This window comes from Micromonospora psammae (assembly GCF_036902725.1).
Lineage (GTDB): Bacteria > Actinomycetota > Actinomycetes > Mycobacteriales > Micromonosporaceae > Micromonospora.
The window spans coordinates 137227-154253 of sequence record NZ_JBAKHM010000009.1 but is presented as its reverse complement, the minus strand read 5'-3'; the positions used below and the strand labels follow the sequence as shown (position 1 = coordinate 154253).

Here is a 17027-nt window from a genome sequence, read left to right as displayed (position 1 = left end):
CGCGCGGCAGGGCGCCGGCGCCGACCAGGCCGGCCCACGTCACCGGTCCGGACGGGCCGGCCCAGTCGAGGGACCGCGGGACCGGACGGGCCGGCTCGACGACGGGCGGCGAGGCGGCACCCGGTCGGGCGGTCAGCTCAGCGGCACCAGGGTGAGCAGGCGGTCCCGCACCGGCGGACCGGCGTCGTCGGCGGCGTCCGGATCCGGCTGCACCTCGCTGCGCCAGGCGACCAGCATGGCCCGCCGCTCGCGCGGCGTGGTGGCACCCCAGACGCCGTGGCAGTCACCCACCTCCAGCGCCCAGGCCAGGCACGAGCCCTGGACGTCGCAGCTGCGGCAGAGCGCGACGGCCGCGTCGGCCGGTTCGTTGGGCGCCGGAAAGAACGTCTCCGGATCCACACTCTGACAGGTTCCTCTGGTCCGCCAGGCCTCGTCCTGTCGACGTTCCCGCAACGCCCGCAGCAGTCGCGGATCTCGTCGTGCGGCGGCCACCTCATGCGGACGGGGCATACGCGCCCGGGTCATCACACCCACCTCCCCCGTGGGACTGGCAAGATCGACGGGCATCGTTCGCACCGCGCGAAGACGCTCCCAGTGCCAGCGCTGTGTTCTATCGCACCGACGGCGAGGGGGACAAGGGGCTACGCACAAAGATGACTGAAGGTCCGAGCGACGTTTCGCCCGGAACTCTGGCAATTCGTGCGCGACAATGTCGCAAATCAGGTTCAGAAGAGCGTCATTTCCTCCTCGGCGCGCTCCTCGGGCAACGGCACCCGGGCGGTCAGCTCCGGACCGTCGTTGCGGACGTCGCCGACCGCCGGGCCGACCGGCCGGATCTCCAGCCCGCCGAGCCATTCGGCGGGCGGCGGGGCGAGCAGCGTCGCCGGGTCGTCGGCCGGGGCGAGCAGCCACCGCTCCCAGCGCTCGCGCGGCAGCAGCAGCGGCATCCGGTCGTGCACCTCCGCCAACTCCCCCACCGCCGCGGTGGTGAGCACGCTGAAGGTGAGCAGCGACTCCCACCGCGACCAGATGCCGGCGAAGGCCAGCACCGAGCCGTCCCGCGGGGTCATGTAGTACGGCTGCTTCCCGCCGTCCGGGCGCCGCACCCACTCGTACCAGCCGTCGGCCGGCACCAGGCAGCGGCGGCGGGCGAACGGGTCGGCGTAGGCCCGGCTGGTGGCGACCGTCTCGGCCCGGGCGTTGATCATGCGGGCCGCGCCGGCGGCCGAGCGGGACCAGTGCGGCACCAGCCCCCAGCGCCCCACCGACAGCGCGCGCCCACCCTCCGGGAGCACCCGGACCAGCGGCACCGGGTCGGTCGGCGCGACGTTGTGGTCGGGACCGAGCCGGCCGTCGGTCTCGTCGTACGACTCGAAGAGCGCTCCCAGGTCGCCCGCGCTCCGGGTCGTCGCGTACCTCCCGCACATGGCGCCCACGCTAACCCGCCGGCGGGGTGTCCGGCTGTCCCGCCAACCGGGAGTCGACCCGACGGCCGGCCCGGTCGGCCCGCGGACTTGGCAGAATGTGACCGTGGGGAATCCGACCGCGACCCGGCCGCCGCAGCCGTGGACCGCTCCGACCGCCAGCGACCCGGTCGGCGCGACACTGCGCCTGCCCGGCTCCAAGTCGATGACCGCCCGGGCCCTCGTGCTCAGCGCGCTGGCCAGCGGCCCGTCCACGCTGCACGGGCCGCTGCGCGCCCGGGACACCGAACTGATGGCGGGCGGGCTGCGCGCGATGGGCGCCCACGTCTCGGTCGCCGACGACGAGCGCTGGCTGGTCCGGCCGCACCGGCTGGCCGGCCCGGCGCACGTCGACGTCGGCCTGGCCGGCACGGTGATGCGTTTCGTGCCGCCGGTCGCCGGCCTGGCCGAGGGGCGGGTCACCTTCGACGGCGACCCGCACGCCCGGGTCCGCCCGCTCGGCCCGCTGATCGGCGCGCTGCGCTCGCTCGGCGTACGGATCGACGCCCCGGCCACCGGCAGCCTGCCGCTGGCCGTGCTCGGCGCCGGCCGGGTGACCGGCGGTGAGGTGGTGATCGACGCCTCCGCCTCCAGCCAGCTCGTCTCCGGCCTGCTGCTCGCCGGGGCCCGCTTCGACCGGGGCGTGGTGGTCCGGCACGAGGGCCCGCCGGTGCCCTCCGCGCCGCACCTGCGGATGACCGTGCAGATGCTGCGGGCTGCCGGGGCGGCGGTCGACGACAGCTCGCCCGACGTCTGGTCGGTCGAGCCCGGCCCGCTCAGCGGCCGCGGCTGGGAGATCGAACCGGACCTCTCCGGCGCGGTCCCCTTCTTCGCCGCCGCGCTGGTCACCGGCGGCGAGGTGACGTTGCAGGGCTGGCCGCGCAGCAGCGCGCAGCCGGTCGAGCAGCTCCGCTCGCTGCTGCAACGGATGGGCGGCGAGGTGAGCCTCGGCACCGCCGGGCTCACCGTCCGCGGCACCGGCACGGTACGCGGACTGGAGGCCGACCTCTCCGACGTCAGCGAGCTGACCCCGGCGCTGACCGCGCTGGCGATGCTGGCCGACTCGCCGTCCCGGTTCACCGGGGTGGCCCACATCCGGGGGCACGAGACCGACCGGATCGCCGCGCTGGCCCGCGAGTTCACCGCGCTCGGCGCGGACCTCACCGAGTCCGCCGACGGGCTGGAGATCCGCCCCCGCCCGCTGCGCGGCGGGACCTTCCGGACGTACGCCGACCACCGGATGGCGCACGCCGCCGCGGTGGCCGGCCTGGCCGTCCCGGGCATCGAGGTGGACGATGTGACCTGCACCTCCAAGACCATGCCGGAGTTCCCGGCGCTATGGTCGGCAATGGTGACCGGCAAGAACTGACGGCGAAGGGGGCGGTCCTGGCGACCAGACGGCGGGAGTACGACGAGGACGACGTACGGGTCCGGCCCGGGAAGTCCTCGCGTCCACGCACCCGTACCCGCCCCCGGCACGCCGACGCCGTCGACGGGTTCGTCATCGCCGTCGACCGGGGCCGCTACACCTGCGTGCTCCCCGACACCGGGGATGTCGCCACGATCACCGCGATGCGGGCCCGGGAGCTGGGCCGCAAGTCGGTGGTGGTGGGTGACCGGGTCGGCCTGGTCGGGGACACCTCGGGCAGCGCCGGCGCGCTGGCCCGGATCGTCCGGATCGCCGAACGGACCTCGGTGCTGCGGCGCACGGCCGACGACGACGAGACCACCGCCGAGGGGCGCCTGGAACGGGTGGTCGTCGCCAACGCCGACCAGCTGGTGATCGTCAGCGCGCTGGCCGACCCGCCGCCGCGGACCGGGTTCATCGACCGCTGCCTGGTGGCCGCGTACGACGCCGGCATCGAGCCGCTGCTCTGCCTCACCAAGGCCGACCTGGCCGGCCCCGAACAGGTGCTCGGCTACTACGCCGAGCTGGAGCTGCCGTACGTGCTGGTCCGGCCGGACTCCGACCTCGCCGCGCTGCGCGCGCTGCTCGCCGGCCGGGTCTCGGTCATGGTCGGGCACTCCGGGGTGGGCAAGTCGACGCTGGTCAACCGCCTGGTCCCGGACGCGGCCCGGGCGGTCGGCGTGGTCAGCGCCATCGGCCGGGGCCGGCACACCTCCACCAGCGCGGTGGCGCTGCGGCTGCCCCCGGAGCGCGGCGCCCAGGGCGCCGCTGGCTGGATCGTGGACACCCCGGGGGTGCGCAGCTTCGGGCTGGCGCACGTCTCGGCGGACAGCCTCCTGCACGGCTTCCCCGACCTGGTCGAGGGGACGGTGGACTGCCCGCCGAACTGCCCGCACACGGCCGACGAGGCGGAGTGCGCGCTGGACGCCTGGGTGGCCGCCGGCAAGGCCGACCAGCGCCGGCTGGCGTCGTACCGTCGGTTGCTGGCCTCCCGGTCCGGCGAGGGCGACTCGCGCGGCGAGGCCGACCAGCGCAATCCCGGCGATCCGCTCGCCGGCTCCTGACCCGCCGGGCCGGCCGGCGACGGCCCGCCCGGCGGATCGTGATCCGGCGCGCGCGGCTACGGTCTGTGGCATGACCGGGTACGCCGACGACATCGCCCTCGCCCACCAGCTCGCCGACGCCGCGGACGCCATCTCGACGGCCCGGTTCCGCGCCCTCGACCTGCGGGTGGAGGCCAAACCGGACCTCACCCCCGTCTCCGACGCCGACACCGCCGTCGAGCGGGAGATCCGCGCGCTGCTGGCCGAGCGGCGGCCGGACGACGGCCTGCTCGGCGAGGAGTACGGCGAGCAGCCGGCCGCCGGTCCGGGCGGCCGGCGCTGGGTGGTCGACCCGATCGACGGCACCAAGAACTTCGTCCGGGGCGTGCCGGTCTGGGCGACCCTGATCGCCCTGCTGGAGTACGACCGGCCGGTGGTCGGGCTGGTCTCCGCACCGGCGCTCGGCCGCCGCTGGTGGGCCGCCGTCGGCGAGGGGGCGTACGCCGGACCGGACGCCACCTCCGGCACGCCGCTGCGGGTGTCGGCGGTGCGGGATCTCGCCGACGCCAGCTTCTGCTACTCCTCGTTGACCGGGTGGGAGGAGGCGGGCCGGCTCGACGCGATGCTGCAACTGATGCGGGACACCTGGCGCAGCCGGGCGTACGGCGACTTCTACGGCTACATGCTGCTCGCCGAGGGGGCACTGGACGTCATGGTGGAGCCGGAGTTGTCGCTCTGGGACATCGCCGCGCTGGTGCCCGTCGTCACCGAGGCCGGCGGCCTTCTGACCACTCTGGACGGCCGTCCGGCCCCTGGTGACGACGCCTCCGCGGAGACCAGCGCGATCGCCAGCAACGGCCTCCTGCACGCCGACGTCCTCACCCGGCTGGGTCGGCCGACCGAGCGCTGAACCCACGACACCCTCTATCCTCGCCAGGTGGTGTCCTCTGGTTGGTGCTTCCTCGCGGCGATGATCGTCGCGTACGGCTTCGCCAACATGCTGCAGTCGGTCGCCGCCGCCCGGACGACCGTCCACCACACCTTCGACCCGGGGCTGCTGCTGCGACTGGCCAGCCACCGCACCTACCTGATCGGGCTGCTCTGCCAGGTGGCCGGTTTCGTGCTGGCCTTCCTGGCCCGCCGGGACCTGCCGCTGTTCCTGGTGCAGGCGAGCGTCGCCGCCGGGCTGGGCGTCACCGCGGTCCTCGGCGTGGCGGTGCTGAAGTGGCGGCTGCCGGCCGCCGAGGTGGCGCTGCTGGTGCTCCTCTTCGGCGGGATCACCGCGCTGGTGCTCTCCGCCCAGCCGGCCCCCTCGAAGCCGCTCGGCACGGCCGGCATGGTCGCCCTGGCCGTGACGCTCGGCGGCATCGGGGTGCTCGGCTTCTTCGCGGTGCGCCTGCACGGGCCACCCGGCTCGGTGGCGCTGGGCTCCCTGGCCGGCCTGGCCTTCTCCGCCGCCGCGGTGGCCGCCCGGCCGCTGGCCTCCGCCTCGTCGGCGGAGGCGTTCCTCCAGGATCCGCTGCTCTACCTGCTGATCGCGCACTCCCTGGTCGGGCAGCTGCTGCTCGGGCTGGCCATGCAGCGGGGGTCCACCACGGCGGCGGTCGCCGCGATGGACGCCGCCGGTGCGGTACCCGCCGCGATCATCGGTCTGCTGCTGCTCAACGACAAGATCTGGCCGGGCCGGGAGTGGCTGGCCGCGGTCGGTTTCCTGGTCACCCTGGCGGCGGTGATCGGCCTGACCCGGTACGCCGAACCACAGCACCACCACGCCGCCCGGGACCGGGAGCGCCGCCGGGCCATGGTCGGCGCCGCCCCCCGGCCCTGAGCCGCCGCCCCGGCCCTGAGCCCCCGCCCCGGGCCGGTACGGCGTCCGGTCAGGCCGCCTCGACCGGCTTGCGGCGGCCCACCACCCGCTCGTAGAGCCGCTCCAGCGCCCCGGCCGTCCGTTCCCAGGTGTAGCTGCACCGGACCCGGTCCACCGCCGCGTGCCCGTACGCGAACCGCCCAGCGTTGTCGGCGAGCAGCCGGCGCAGCGTCACGCCCAGCGTGCGGACGTCCCCGGGCGGCACCAGCCGGCCGGTGACCTCGTCGACCACCGCGTCGGCGATCCCGCCCATGGCGTAGCCGACGACGGGGACGCCGCAGGCCATCGCCTCCAGCGACACCCGGCCGGCGGACGAGTAGCGCGGGGTGCAGGCGACCACGTCGGCCGAGCGGTACCAGGTGGCCATCTGGTCGTGCGGGACCGCGCCGACCAGCTTCACCTGTTCGGCCACCCCGGTCCGCTCGGCCAGCTCGCGCAGCCGTCGCGCCTCCGCGTGGTTGGCGAGCTGCTCGGCCGGCGGACCGCCGGCGATGACCAGCTCCGCGTCACCCACCAGCCGCAACGCCCGGATCAGGTCCTCCTGGCCGTGCCCGGCGGAGAGGCCACCGACGGAGAGGATGCGGGCCCGCTGGTCACGGGGGGCCGCCTCGCCGTCGGGGTGGAACTGCTCGATGTCCACGCCCGCGGGGACCATCGCCACCGAGGTGCGTTGCAGGCCCATCCGGGTCAGCTCGTCCACCTCGTCGTTGCACTGGGCCACCGCGATGTCCACCGCCCGGGTCAGCGCCCGCTCCAACGGGATCCGCTCCCCCGGGCCGCCGTACTCCCGGCCCAGGTGGCGCAGCTGCTCCACGCCGAGCGAGTGGAAGGTCTGCACGACCGGGATGTCCGTCTCGCGTACCGCGTGCGCGGCGGCCAGGCCGCCGATCCAGTAGTGCCCGTGCACCACCTCCGGGGTCCACTCCCCCGCCCAGCGGTCGGCGAGCCAGCGGCCGAACTCCGACACGTACGGGACCAGCTCCGCGGTGGCGGTGGGCCGGTCGGGCCCGACCGGCACCCGCTCGATCCGGTACCCCTGGACCTCGACGACCTGCGGCAGGGTCGCATCGTCGCGGCGCTCGTAGACCCGGACGTCATGGCCCCGGCCGGCGAGTTCGGCGGCGACCCGGGCGATGTGGTCGCGGGTGCCGACGACCGGCCCCTCCGCGTCCCTGGACGGGCCGGCGTGCGCGAACACGAGGCCGACACGCATGGTGCACCTCCATGCGAACTGCAGACTTGCAAGGGATGGTCCTCCGTCAGAGCGTCCCATTAACCCGGCCCCGGGGAGCCGAAACCTGGCAGATCGGGAGCGTTCGGCACAGGTGTCGGCGAGCGGGGCGCCCCGCCTCCGGGAAGCGCCCGGAGCACAGCCCGGGGCGGTTGCGCCCGATCCGTGACCCCCGGGCGGCATGAGCCCCCGGGCTGCGGGGTACGGGCGAAGGATGCCACTGACCCGTAGCCTCGCCGATGCCACAGTGGTGATCACCGGCGCCTCCAGCGGAATCGGCACCGCCACGGCGTACGCGCTCGCCCGCCGGGGCGCCGACGTGGTCCTCGCCGCCCGCACCGAGACCGCCCTCGACGAGGTCGCCCGACGGTGCCGGGAGCTGGGCGGGCGGGCCCTGGTCGTACCCACCGACGTCACGGACCCGGTCGCCGTGGAGGAGCTGGCCGCCCGCGCGGTGGCCGAGTTCGGCCGGATCGACGGCTGGGTCAACAACGCCGCGGTGAGCGCCGTGGGCCTCTTCGACGAGATCCCGACGGCCGAGTTCCGCCGGGTGGTCGAGGTGAACCTGCTCGGCACCGCCCACGGCACCCGGGCCGCGCTGCCCTGGCTGGGCGCGTCCGGGGGCGGGGTGGTGGTCAACAACGCCTCCGTGCTCGCCGAGGTGGCGATGCCCTACCAGTCGGCGTACAACGCCACCAAGCACGGCATCCGCGGGCTGGCCGACACGGTCCGGCAGGAGCTGCGGGTGACCGGGCGGGGCAACATCTCGATCTGCACGGTGCTGCCCGCCACCATCGACACCCCGTTCTTCCGGCACGCCGGCAACCACACCGGCCGGGAACTGGTCCCGCCGCCGCCGGTCTACCCGCCCGAGATGGTGGCCGAGACCATCGTCCGGCTGCTGCGCCGGCCGCGCCGCGAGGCGTACGCCGGGGGCGCGGCCCGGCTGATCGGCCTGCAGTGGCGGCTCGCCCCCGCGCTCGCCGAGCGGGTCCTCGGCTGGTACGTGCACCGGACCCAGTTCGGTCCGGCCGGCACGGCGGAGAGCAGCGGGAACGTCTTCCACGCGGACGGGGAGGCCCAGCGGGACGACGGCTGGCAGGGCCGGCGCCGGCAGCTGGTCCGGGTGACCGCGGCGTTCGGGCTGGCCGCGGCCGGCACCGCCGTGGGAACGGTGGCCGCGATGACCCGCCGGTCCCGGACGGACCGGCGATGAGCGGCGTGGAGCGGACGGCGGGTGGGCCCCGCACCGGGATGCTGCCCGCGGAGACCCGCTGCCGGGTGGAGGCGGACGAGTCGTCGGCGACCGTCCGGTTGAGCGGAATGCTCGATCCGGTGGCCGTCGACCGGGTCCGCGACGCCCTGCTGGCCCGGCTCTGCGACCGTCCCGGCCCGATCGTGGTCGACCTCGCCGAGCTGCGCGCCACCGGCGACGCGGCCGGCCGGCTGCTGACCGACGTGCGGCACGCGGTGGTCGACTGGCCCGCCGCCGACGTGCTGGTGGTCGACCCGGCCGGGACGGTCGGCGGCGCCGCCGCGGCCGAGCTGGGCAGCTGCGCCACCATGGACGAGGCGCTCGCGACGCTGGCCCGGCGGCCGATGGCCGCCGTGCTCGACGCGGAGCTGCCTCCCGCGGTCGACGCGGCCCGCCGGGCCCGGGCGATGGTGGCGGACGGCTGTGCCCGGTGGGGCGTGCCGGAGCTGACCGAGCCGGGGTGCATCGCGGTGACCGAGATGGTCAACAACGTGGTGGCGCACGCGCTGACCCCGATGACCGTGCGGCTCGCCCCGCGGGACAGCTCGCTGCACGTGGCGGTCCGCGACCACTCTCCCCGACAGCCGGCGTCCCCGGGGCTGGCGCCGCCGACCTCGACCGGCGGCCGGGGTCTGCTGCTGATCGACACAGTCACCCGGCGCTGGGGCAGCACCGCCGTCCCGAACGGCAAAGTGGTCTGGTGCGTGCTGGACGTCGAGGACGAGGCCCCGCGTCGGGGCTGACTTCTCCCCGTCACCCCCATTTTCTCCCGTTTCGGCCCGATCTCCGGGGTGCCGGACGGTTACCCCAGGCGGGACAGTGGGTAGAGATCAGCCATGCGCGACAACGAGTACCCGACCCCCGTGTCCGACCCGGAGGCGCTGGGCCTGCCCGACACCGCCGACGACGACTCGACCGCCAACGACGACGTCCTCACCGGCCGCGAGGCGGACGGGCCGGACCCGGCCCAGCTGCCCGGCGACCGCACGCCGGTGGCGGTGGACAGGTTCGGGACCACCGCCGAGGAGCAGCTCGACGGCGAGTCCCTGGACTACAAGCTCGGCCGCGAGCAGCACGAGCGACCCGCCGACGACCCGCTGGCCGGCCCGATCGACCCGGACATCGCCGCCGAGGCGGACAGCGACGAGGCGGCCGCCCAGGCCCAGCTCGACGCCGACGTGATGAACCCCGGCCCCACCTCGGACCCGCGCTCCCCGGTCTCGCTCTACGACCACGGCCAGCTCGGCAGCGTCGCCGACCACCAGGTCGGCCGGCTGGTGGAGCCGGACGAGGGCGCCCACACCGACCAGGAGAGCGACAGCGTCGCGTACGACGCGGGCTCGGCCGGCGGCGGCGCGACCGCCGAGGAGCTCGCCATCCACGAGACCCGCCCGCCCGCCGCGCACTGACCGGTCAGGCGTCCAGGCCGCGCTCGATCGCGTAGCGGGTCAGCTCGACCCGGTTGTGCAGCTGGAGCTTGCCCAGGGTGTTCTGGACGTGGTTCTGCACCGTGCGGTGGGACAACCCGAGCCGCTCGGCGATCTGCTTGTAGGACATCCCCTTGGCCACCAACCGCAGCACCTCGGTCTCCCGATCGGTGAGCCGGGGTGCCGCGTCGTCCCGGACCGAGGCCCGCGGCGCGGCGGCGAGCCGGCGGTACTCCCCGAGGACCAGCCCGGCCAGGCCCGGGGTGAAGACCGGCTCGCCGGCCGCGGTGCGCCGGACCGCGTCCAGGAACTCGGCCGGCGCCGCCGACTTCAGCAGGTAGCCGGTGGCGCCGGCCTTCACCGCGTCCAGCACGTCCTGCTGCTCGCCGCTGGCCGAGAGCATCAGCACCCGTACCTGCGGCAACACCGCGCGCAGCCCCTGGACCACCGCCACCCCGGAGATGTCGGGGAGCTGGAGGTCGAGCACCACCACGTCGGGCCGGACGGCGGCGGCCACCCGGACCGCCTGCCGCCCCTCCCCGCTGGTCGCGACGACCTGGTGGCCGGCCTCGGTGAGGTCCCGGGCCACCCCCTCCCGCCACATCGGATGGTCGTCGACCACCATCACCCTGATCGCTGAACAACTCGCGCTCACCGCGACCGCCTCGGCACGACCATCTCGATCTCGGTGCCGGCGCCCGGGGCGGAGTCGATCCGCACCTCGCCGCCGAGGTCGGTGATCCGACCCCGGATGGACTGGGCCAGGCCCAGCCGCCCCTGCCGGGCGGCCTCGGCCAGCCGGCCGTCCGGAATCCCCGGACCGGCGTCCCGTACCGACACGGTCACCGTCTCCCCCTCGTCCTCCACCAGCACCCAGGCCCGACCGTCCGCGTGCCGTCCGACGTTGTCCAGCGCCGCCGCGGTGGCCGCGACCAACTCCCGGGCGACGGCGGCCGGGAGGGGAACCGGGGTGGCCGGGGCGGAGACCTGGACGGCTGGCGAGGCGTACCGGCCGAGCAGGGCGCGCAGGTCCAGGGTGCCGCCGGCCGGATCCGGCGCGGGGGCCGACTCCACCCCGGCGATCAGCGCCCGCAGCGCGGCCTCCTGCTCCCCGGCGAGCCGGGCCAGCTCCCCGGCCTCCCCGTCGAGGTGGGCGCCGCGGCGCTGCACCAGCGCCAGCACCTGGAGCACCGAGTCGTGGATGCCCCGGGCCAGCCGTTCCCGCTCCCGGGTCGCCGCCTCCAGCTCCACCGCCCGCTGCAACCGCTCCTCCGCCGTGACCGCGAGCCGCGCGACGTGCCCGACGATCACCCCGGCCAGCAGCAGCAGGATCACCCCGGTCAGCGAGGAGGGGCCGATCCGGCCCCGGGTGGCCAGGTCGGCGCCGCCGAGGAGCAGCGCGGCCACCGCGCCGCGCCGCCGGCCGCCGGAGACCGCCCAGGCCAGCACCGGTCCGGCCAGCCAGACCACGGCGAGGGTCGGCACCCCGGCGGCGAGCGCCGCACGGCCGACCACCCACGGGGTGGCGGCGAGGATCGCGAGCACCACGCCGAGGTCGGCCAGGAGCAGCGGCCAGCGCCGGTTCTCCGGCCGGGCGTACCAGACCGCCGTCATCCCGGACCAGGCCAGCATCGCCAGGAGTACGCCGCCGGCGGCGACGGGGTGCGCGTACCGGCCGGCGTCGCGGACCATCAGCAGGCAGACGTACGCGAGGGAGGCGAACCGGAAGACGGCGAGGGACCGCCAGAGCGGCACCTCGAACCCTCCCGGCGGCGACGGCATGGCCGTCACGATGCCACAGCCGGCACCGCCCGGCCGGCCCGCCCGTCGCGCTCACGGGAACCCTGACGTACGGTGGAAATGCCGCGAAAAACTCCGAGACCCGGCGCCGGGACAGGGCCCATGACGAGCGCAGAATCACCGACACCGCGTACGGTTGTGCCCATCGGATCTTCCCTCCTCATCGCCGAGGCCTTCGACCAGGCGCAGGTGACCGGGCTGCGACACTCGGTCACCTCCTGCGCGCACTCGGCGGGCCTGGACGGCCAGCGGCTCGACGACTTCGTGCTGGCCGTCAACGAGCTGATCACCAACGCGGTACGGCACGGCGGCGGCCGGGGTTGGCTCCGGCTGTGGCGACGTGGGGACGCGGTGGTCTGCGAGGTCGCCGACCACGGCCGGGGCATCAGCGCGCGCCGGCTGGACGACCGGAGCCGGCCGGCACCGGAGACCGCCGGCGGCTGGGGGCTCTGGCTGGCCCGGGAGCTGAGCGACACCATGGAGGTCGAGACCGGCGCGGCCGGCACGACGGTACGGATCAGCACGGCGACCGCGACGATCGGGCGCACCGCCGGCTGATACCCGCGCTCCGCCGCCGCCGGGCCCGGCCGGCTCCGCACGGGGCGAGGCGCCCCGATTCAGACGGTGTCGTGGTGCGGACGGTTACCCGACGCTCTCTCAGCCGAAGAGTGCGCTGACCGACTCGCCGTTGTGGATCCGCCGCATCGCCTCGGCCAGCGCGGGCGCCACCGAGAGCACCGTCAGCTTCGGCACCCGCTTCTCCGCCGGGATCGGCACGGTGTTGGTGCAGACGATCTCCAGCACCCCGTCCTGGGCACCGAGCCGGTCCAGCGCGCCGCTGGAGAAGAGCCCGTGCGTGCAGGCCAGCCGGATCGAGCGGACCTTCCGCTCGCGCAGGTGGGCGATCAGCTCGATCACCGTGCTGCCCTTGGCGATCTCGTCGTCGAGCACGATGACGTCCCGGTCGGCGACGTCGCCGATCACCGTGCTGATCTGGACCCGGTCGTCGCTGAACCGCTGCTTCGCCCCGGCCGCCACCGGGGTGCCGAGCATCCGGGCGAAGGCCGCCGCCTCCTTGGCGTTGCCGAGATCCGGCGAGACCACCACGGTGTCACGCAGGTCGTGGCCCCGGAAGTGGGTGGCCAGTTCGCGCAGCGCGTGCAGGTGGTCGACGGGGACGTTGAAGAAGCCGTGCACCTGCGGCGAGTGCAGGGTCATCGCCAGCACCCGGTGCGCCCCGGCCGAGGTGAGCAGGTCGGCGACGAGCCGGCCGCCGATGGAGATCCGCGGCGCGTCCTTCTTGTCCGACCGGGCGTACGCGTAGTGCGGCAGCACCACGGTGATCCGGGCGGCCGAGGCGCCCCGGGCGGCGTCGATCATGAGCAGCAGCTCGACCAGGTTCTCCTGGGTCGGTGGCACCAGCGGCTGGATCAGGAAGACGTCCCGCTCCCGGCAGTTCGCCTGGAGCTGCACCTCCAGGCAGTCGTTGGCGAACCGGGACACCCGCACCGGGCGCAACGGCACGTCCAGGTGCGCACAGATCTCGGCGGCCAACTCCGGATGGGCGGTTCCGCTGAACACCGCGATGTCACGCACGGTCCAGATCGTACGGTCCGGCGCCGGTTCTCCGACCGCGCCCCGGCCGGGTACGGTGCCGCCATGACCGGAGAGTACGTCGCCGCCATCGACCAGGGCACCACCTCCTCGCGGTGCATCGTCTTCGACCGCGCCGGGGAGATCGTCTCCGTGGCACAGCGCGAGCACCGGCAGATCTTCCCGCAGCCCGGCTGGGTGGAGCACGACGCGGACGAGATCTGGACCAACGTGCAGCGGGTGGTCCGGGACGCGTTGGAGGCCGCCGGCACCGGCCCGGACGGGCTGGCCGCGGTCGGCATCACCAACCAGCGGGAGACCACCGTGGTCTGGGACCGGGCCACCGGCCGCCCGGTGGCTCCCGCGATCGTCTGGCAGGACACCCGCACCGGGCCACTGCTGCGCGAACTCGACGAGGCGTACGGCGAGGAGCGGCTGCGCAAGCGCACCGGCCTGCCACTGGCCACCTACTTCGCGGGCCCGAAGCTGCGCTGGCTGCTCGACCACGTCGAGGGGCTGCGCGAGCGCGCCGAGCGGGGCGAGGTGCTCTTCGGCACGATGGACAGCTGGCTGATCTGGAAGCTGACCGGGCGGCACGTCACCGACGTGACCAACGCCAGCCGGACGATGCTGATGGACCTGGAGACCCTGGACTGGGACCCGGAGCTGCTGGACGTGATGAGGGTGCCGGCCGCCATGCTGCCGGAGATCCGCTCCTCGGCCGAGGTCTACGGCACCGCCGACGGGCTGCTCGCCGGGGTGCCGGTGGCCAGCGCGCTCGGCGACCAGCAGGCGGCCCTGTTCGGGCAGACCTGCTTCCAGCCGGGCGAGGCGAAGTGCACCTACGGCACCGGCAGCTTCCTGCTGCTGAACACGGGCGCCAGCCCGGTGCCGTCCCGGCACGGCCTGCTCACCACCGTGGCCTACCGGATCGACGGCCAGCCGGCCGCGTACGCGCTGGAGGGGGCGATCGCGGTCACCGGGTCGCTGGTCCAGTGGCTGCGGGACAACCTCGGGCTGATCTCCACCGCACCGGAGGTCGAGGAGCTGGCCGGGACCGTCGACGACAACGGCGGCTGCTATGTCGTGCCGGCCTTCTCCGGGCTCTTCGCCCCGCACTGGCGCAGCGACGCCCGGGGCGTCATCGCCGGGCTGACCGGCTACATCACCAAGGGGCACCTGGCGCGGGCGGTGCTGGAGGCGTCGGCCTGGCAGACCCGCGAGGTGGTCGACGCGATGAACGCCGACTCCGACGTGGCGCTGCGCCGGCTGCGGGTGGACGGCGGGATGACCGCCAACGGCCTGCTGATGCAGTTCCTCGCCGACGTGCTCGACGTGCCGGTGGTCCGTTCCCGGATCACCGAGACCACCTGCCTCGGCGCGGCCTACGCGGCCGGCCTGGCGGTCGGCTTCTGGCCGGACCTGGAGACGCTGCGCGCGCAGTGGAGCTCGGACGCGCAGTGGGAGTCCCGGATGGATGCCGCGCACCGGGAGCGGGAGCTGCGCAACTGGCGCAAGGCCGTGCAGCGCACCCTCGACTGGGTGGACTGACGGCCCCGGGCCTACTCCCAGCGGTTGCCGGTCAGCTTCTCGTAGACGTCGACGTAGCGGGCCCGGGTGGCCTCGACCACCTCGGCCGGCACCTCCGGCGCGGGGGCCTGCTTGTTCCAGCCGCCGCCCGTCGCCCAGTCCCGGACGAACTGCTTGTCGTAGGAGAACTGCGCGCGCCCCGGCTGGTACGACTCGGCGGGCCAGAACCGGGACGAGTCGGAGGTGAGCAGCTCGTCGCCGAGCATCAGCGTGCCGTCCGGCGCCCAGCCCAGCTCGATCTTGGTGTCGGCGACCAGGATGCCCCGGTCGGCGGCGAGCTCGGCGCCGCGCCGGTAGACGTCGAGGGTGATCTGCCGGAGCCGCTCGGCGGTCTCCGCGCCGACCTTGTCCACCACCTCGGCGTAGGTGATCGGCTCGTCGTGCTCCCCCACCGGCGCCTTGGTCGACGGGGTGAAGATCGGCTCGGGCAGGATCGACGCCTCGACCAGGCCGCGGGGCAGCGGCACGCCGGAGACCGCGCCGGTGCGCTGGTACTCCGTCAGCCCGCCGCCGGTCAGGTAGCCCCGGGCGACGCACTCGACCGGCACCATGTCGAGCCGGCGGCACCGGATGGCCCGCCCGGCGAACTCGGCCGGCACGTCGGTGGCCGAGACGACGTGGTTCGGCACCAGGTCGGCGAGCTGGTCGAACCACCACAGCGACAGGGCGGTGAGCAGTCGACCCTTGTCCGGGATCGGCGTCGGCAGCGCCACGTCGTAGATGGAGATGCGGTCGGAGGCGACCAGGATCAGGTCATCGCCGTCGGCGTAGACGTCCCGTACCTTGCCCGAGTGCAGAAGTTCCACGCGGCCTAGTACACCACGCGGCGCGGAGACGCCCGTGCCGGCCACCCGAGCGTCCCACCGCCCGCCGGCGCGTACCCCGGCGGTGGTGCCGGCCGGTGGGCGTTGACACCCGGGCGCGGAGCCTGCGTGAATGGTCCGGCCGTCCCCCGTCCCGTTCCTGGAGCGTCCCGTGCCCGTTGCCCGCCCACCGCTGCTCCGGTCCGCGGCCGACCCCGCCCGGCGGCGGCTGCTCGGCGCGCTGCTGGCCGCGCCGGCACTCGCCGCCGGTGGACTGACCGGGTGCACCGACGGAGCCGCCGCGCCGGGGGCGAACGGGCCGGTCGAGCTCTCGGTCTTCTGGTGGGGTGGGAACCGGCGGGCCGAGGCCACCGAGAAGGCGCTCCGGCTCTACTCGGCGCGCAACCCCCGGGTCACCTTCCGGGTCACCTGGCAGGGGCTCGACGGCTACTACGACCGGCTGGCCACCCAGGCCACCGGCGGTAACGTGCCCGACCTGTTCCAGGTCGACGACAGCATGCTGGCCGAGTACGCGCAGCGCGGCGTCACCCTCGACCTCAGCGGGTACGCCGCGAACGGCCGCCTCGACCTGCGCGGCCTGCCGCCGGGGCTGGCCGACTACGGCCGGGTGGACGGCCGCACCTGGGCCGTCCCCGCCGCGCAGACCCATCCCGTCGTCGTCTACAACAAGGACCTGCTGGACCGGCTCGAACTGCCCGCGCCCACCACCGGCACGCCCTGGACCGAATACCTCGAGTGGGCGGCCCGGGTGACCCGGGTCAGCGGCGGCCGGGTCGCCGGCACCATGGACGCGTCCGGGGACCACCGGGCCATGTGGCTCTGGCTGCGGGCCCAGGGCGGTGACTTCTACCAGGGTCGCAACCTCGGTTTCAGCTCCATCGCCCTGCTCGACTGGTTCGAGCTCTGGCAGCGCGCCCGCGCCGACCGGGCCACCCCCGCAGCGGCCCTGGTCGACCGGGCGGACCGCGGCGACCCGGCCCGCCAGCTCGTGGTGACCGGCCACACCGCCGCCTCGTTCGCCTGGTCGCACCAGCTCCCGGAGCTACAGCGCAACAGCCGCGACGAGCTGGCCCTGGCCGGTTTTCCCGGCCCGCCGGCCGCGCAGTGGGACCGGGCCTCGATGTACTGGGCGGGCTTCCGGGGCACCCGGCATGCGGACGTGGTGGCCGACGTGATCAGCTTCCTCACCCTCACGGTGGAGGCGGGACAGACCCTCGGCACCGAACGTGGGCTGCCACCGTCGCTCCCCGTGCGGCGGGCCGTCGTCGAGGCGCTCGACGATCCGATCCAGAAGCGGGTCGCCACTCTCGCCCAGCTGCTCAACGATCAGGTCGGCACGGCGCCGCCGCCGCCGCCGAAGGGGCACGACCAGGTGCGCACCCTGCTGGCCGAGGCGGCGCGGAGCATCCGGTCCGGCAAGTCCGGCGCCCGGGCCGCCACCTCGAAGTTCATGGCGCGGGCCCAGGCGGTGCTGGCCAACTGAGCGCCGTGCCGTCCGTCCCGGGGACGGACGGCACGGCGTCGGC

Annotated in this window: 16 protein-coding genes and 1 pseudogene; 10 read left to right on the top strand and 7 right to left on the bottom strand. The window is 75.0% G+C overall.

Annotated features, from left to right (window positions below):
* Positions 1-132: 132 nt before the first annotated feature.
* Positions 133-525, bottom strand: coding sequence for a WhiB family transcriptional regulator (locus V6U79_RS14000; RefSeq protein WP_334524416.1), 393 nt, complete (start codon positions 523-525; stop codon positions 133-135).
* A 200-nt stretch (positions 526-725) separates the two neighbouring features.
* Positions 726-1427, bottom strand: a complete 702-nt coding sequence (locus V6U79_RS13995; RefSeq protein ID WP_334614878.1) for an SOS response-associated peptidase — start codon at positions 1425-1427, stop codon at positions 726-728.
* Positions 1428-1530: 103 nt separating this feature from the next.
* On the opposite strand from V6U79_RS13995, the gene aroA reads away from it, so the two are divergent.
* The 4 genes and pseudogenes from aroA (at position 1531) to V6U79_RS13975 (ending at position 5837) form a co-directional block, all read left to right on the top strand.
* On the top strand, positions 1531-2832 hold the full coding sequence (gene aroA, locus V6U79_RS13990) for a 3-phosphoshikimate 1-carboxyvinyltransferase (RefSeq protein WP_334524421.1): 1302 nt from the start codon (positions 1531-1533) through the stop codon (positions 2830-2832).
* Complete coding sequence (gene rsgA / locus V6U79_RS13985; RefSeq protein WP_334524423.1) at positions 2802-3935, top strand: ribosome small subunit-dependent GTPase A; 1134 nt, start codon at positions 2802-2804, stop codon at positions 3933-3935. The genes aroA and rsgA overlap by 31 nt, the downstream gene beginning before the upstream one ends.
* Positions 3936-4005: 70 nt before the next feature.
* Positions 4006-4824 (top strand): histidinol-phosphatase, encoded by an 819-nt coding sequence (gene hisN, locus V6U79_RS13980; RefSeq protein ID WP_334524425.1) that lies wholly within the window; start codon positions 4006-4008, stop codon positions 4822-4824.
* Between the two features lie 60 nt (positions 4825-4884).
* Positions 4885-5837: pseudogene (locus V6U79_RS13975) on the top strand (DMT family transporter).
* Here V6U79_RS13975 and V6U79_RS13970 read toward each other — a convergent pair.
* Complete coding sequence (locus V6U79_RS13970; protein WP_334524427.1) at positions 5792-6994, bottom strand: glycosyltransferase; 1203 nt, start codon at positions 6992-6994, stop codon at positions 5792-5794. The pseudogene V6U79_RS13975 and the gene V6U79_RS13970 overlap by 46 nt on opposite strands.
* Before the next feature lie 232 nt (positions 6995-7226).
* Between V6U79_RS13970 and V6U79_RS13965 the strand changes: the two genes are divergently transcribed.
* The 3 genes from V6U79_RS13965 (at position 7227) to V6U79_RS13955 (ending at position 9676) form a co-directional block, all read left to right on the top strand.
* Entirely contained in the window at positions 7227-8228 is a 1002-nt protein-coding gene (locus tag V6U79_RS13965) for an SDR family oxidoreductase (RefSeq protein ID WP_334524429.1), read from the top strand.
* Entirely contained in the window at positions 8225-9010 is a 786-nt protein-coding gene (locus V6U79_RS13960) for an ATP-binding protein (RefSeq protein ID WP_334524431.1), read from the top strand. Before V6U79_RS13965 ends, V6U79_RS13960 begins: the two co-directional genes overlap by 4 nt.
* A 93-nt stretch (positions 9011-9103) precedes the next feature.
* Positions 9104-9676: a DUF5709 domain-containing protein gene (locus tag V6U79_RS13955; protein WP_334524434.1), complete on the top strand. Its 573-nt coding sequence runs from the start codon at positions 9104-9106 to the stop codon at positions 9674-9676.
* A gap of 4 nt (positions 9677-9680) precedes the next feature.
* Here the strand turns inward: V6U79_RS13955 and V6U79_RS13950 are convergent, their stop codons facing one another.
* Entirely contained in the window at positions 9681-10319 is a 639-nt protein-coding gene (locus V6U79_RS13950; protein WP_334524437.1) for a response regulator, read from the bottom strand.
* 26 nt (positions 10320-10345) lie between these two features.
* On the bottom strand, positions 10346-11476 hold the full coding sequence (macS, locus tag V6U79_RS13945; protein WP_334524440.1) for a MacS family sensor histidine kinase: 1131 nt from the start codon (positions 11474-11476) through the stop codon (positions 10346-10348).
* A 120-nt stretch (positions 11477-11596) separates the two neighbouring features.
* Here macS and V6U79_RS13940 point away from each other — a divergent pair, with 120 nt between their 5' ends.
* Positions 11597-12052, top strand: a complete 456-nt coding sequence (locus V6U79_RS13940; protein WP_334524442.1) for an ATP-binding protein — start codon at positions 11597-11599, stop codon at positions 12050-12052.
* Positions 12053-12151: 99 nt separating this feature from the next.
* Here V6U79_RS13940 and V6U79_RS13935 read toward each other — a convergent pair whose 3' ends face one another.
* Complete coding sequence (locus V6U79_RS13935) at positions 12152-13090, bottom strand: ribose-phosphate diphosphokinase (RefSeq protein ID WP_334524444.1); 939 nt, start codon at positions 13088-13090, stop codon at positions 12152-12154.
* Between the two features lie 63 nt (positions 13091-13153).
* On the opposite strand from V6U79_RS13935, the gene glpK reads away from it, so the two are divergent.
* Positions 13154-14638 carry a glycerol kinase GlpK gene (glpK, locus tag V6U79_RS13930; RefSeq protein WP_334524447.1) on the top strand — a complete coding sequence of 495 codons (1485 nt, stop codon included), beginning with the start codon at positions 13154-13156 and terminating at the stop codon, positions 14636-14638.
* A gap of 11 nt (positions 14639-14649) precedes the next feature.
* On the opposite strand, the gene V6U79_RS13925 is transcribed toward glpK, so the two are convergent.
* A complete protein-coding gene (locus tag V6U79_RS13925; RefSeq protein WP_334614877.1) occupies positions 14650-15483 on the bottom strand; it encodes a phosphoribosylaminoimidazolesuccinocarboxamide synthase in 834 nt (277 codons plus the stop codon).
* 169 nt (positions 15484-15652) lie between these two features.
* On the opposite strand from V6U79_RS13925, the gene V6U79_RS13920 reads away from it, so the two are divergent.
* Positions 15653-16984, top strand: coding sequence for an ABC transporter substrate-binding protein (locus V6U79_RS13920; protein ID WP_334614876.1), 1332 nt, complete (start codon positions 15653-15655; stop codon positions 16982-16984).
* Positions 16985-17027: the final 43 nt, after the last annotated feature.